Raw genomic sequence first — 1,914 nt, forward strand, 5'->3', positions numbered from 1 at the left:
ATCCCCGGCACCTCGTCGCGCAAGGTTGCCTTCCCGCGCGACGCCGAACGCTACAGGCCCCGCAACGCCATCGCGCGAACCTTCTGCCGCATCGAGGATTCCCGCGGCATCGCCACCCGATACGACAGGACCGCCCGCAACTTCCTCGCCGCCGCCATCACCTACCGGGCGCGATTGAGTCCAGAGCCTGGGCGTCCTCCGCCCCGCCGATCTCCAGCACCAGGCCGTCGCGGCCGGGCTCGACGCCGGGCGGGAGCGTGCGCCGCAGCATGGCATAGTCGAGGTCGTGGCTCATGTGCGTCAGCACCGTCCGCCGCGGGCGCAGCCTCTCGACCCAGCCGAGGACGGTGGCGAGGTCGGCGTGCACCTTGTGCGGCTGGCGCTGGAAGCAGCCGACCACCCAGGTGTCGAGGCCGTGCAGCGCCTCCAGCGTCTCCGGGGGGACGCGGACGACGTCGGTGCAGTAGGCGAAGCCGTCGGCGCGCAGGCCGAGCGTCTCCATCACCGCATGGTCCAGGCGCAGCAGGGTGAGCGCGATGCCCGCGACGGTCAGCGCCTCGCCCGCGCGCACCGGGACCGGCTCGAGGCAGGGCCGGTAGAAGCCGGGCGTGGGGGGAAGGAAGGCGTAGTCGAAGCGCCGGCGCAGCACCGCGAGCGTCTCCGCCGTGGCGAAGACGGGCAGCGGCCTGCCGATGAGGCGGTTGATCGCGCGCAGCTCGTCGATGCCCATGATGTGGTCGGCATGGGCGTGGGTGAACAGCACCGCGTCGATGCGGGCGATGCCGGCGGCGAGGAACTGCGCGCGCAGGTCGGGGCCGGCATCCACCAGCAGGCGCCTGCCATCGGGGGCCTCGATCACGATGCTCGACCGCGTGCGGCGGTTGGCCGGCTCGGCCGGGTCGCAGGCGCCCCAGTTGCCGTGCCCGTCCGGCCCGCCGAGCGTCGGCACCCCGCCGGAGGGGCCGCAGCCGAGCAGCGTGACCCTGAGGCGCGGCACGCGGCTCACCTCGCCTTGCGGAACAGGCGGCGGAAGTTGCGCGTCGTCAGCTCGGCGAGCGCGGCGCTCTCCATCCCCCGCACCTCGGCGAGCACCTTGGCGGTGTGGGCGACGTAGGCGGGCTCGCAGCGCTTGCCGCGCAGCGGCACCGGGGCGAGGTAGGGCGCGTCGGTCTCGACCAGCAGCCGCTCGGCGGGGAGGTCGCGGGCGATGGCGCGGATCTCCCCGCTCTTCGGGAAGGTGAGGATGCCGGAGAAGGAGACGTAGCCGCCCATCGCCACCGCCTCCTCGGCCAGCCGGCGCGAGGAGCTGAAGCAGTGCAGCAGGAAGTCGAAGGCCCCGCCCGCCTCGCGCTCCTCCTTCAGGATGCGGAGGATGTCGGCGTCCGCCTCGCGCGCGTGGATGGCGAGCGGCAGGCCGGCGAGGCGCGCGGCGCGGATGTGGCGGCGGAAGCTCTCCTGCTGCAGCGGGCGCGGCGAGCGGTCGTAGAAGTAGTCGAGCCCGCTCTCGCCGATGCCGACGATGCGCGGGTGGTCGGCCAGCGCCGCGATCTCCTCCGGCGCCGGCAGGGGCTCGTGCTCGGCGGCGTGGTGCGGGTGGATGCCGACCGTGCCCCAGACGGAGGGGAAGCGCTCGGCGAGCGCCTTCACCTTCGCCGCCTGCGGGATGCGGGTGCCGATGGTGACCATCTCCGCCACGCCGGCGGCGTGGGCGCGGGCGATCACGTCCTCGATCTCCGCCTCGGCGTAGTAGTCGAGGTGGCAATGGCTGTCCACGAGCATCGCGCGGCCTAGGTCCTGAACCCAAACTGCTGGACGCGACGGGCTGGGATCTGATTCAAGTTCCCTGCTGGACGGGAGCTTGGCATGTCGCGGTTCGATCTGAGTGAGGCGGAATGGCGGATCATCGAGCCTCTG

At 73.0% G+C, this 1,914-nt stretch carries 2 protein-coding genes; both read right to left on the reverse strand.

All coding sequences use genetic code 11. The features are described from left to right. Positions 1-157: 157 nt before the first annotated feature. Complete coding sequence (locus tag K1J50_RS18740; protein ID WP_369413655.1) at positions 158-997, reverse strand: MBL fold metallo-hydrolase; 840 nt, start codon at positions 995-997, stop codon at positions 158-160. A 5-nt stretch (positions 998-1,002) separates the two neighbouring features. Next, complete coding sequence (locus K1J50_RS18745; RefSeq protein ID WP_220119264.1) at positions 1,003-1,779, reverse strand: TatD family hydrolase; 777 nt, start codon at positions 1,777-1,779, stop codon at positions 1,003-1,005. Between the last annotated feature and the right edge of the window lie 135 nt (positions 1,780-1,914).

Origin of the sequence: Caldovatus aquaticus (genome assembly GCF_019458025.1) — a bacterium.
Taxonomy (GTDB): Bacteria; Pseudomonadota; Alphaproteobacteria; order Acetobacterales; family Acetobacteraceae; genus Caldovatus; species Caldovatus aquaticus.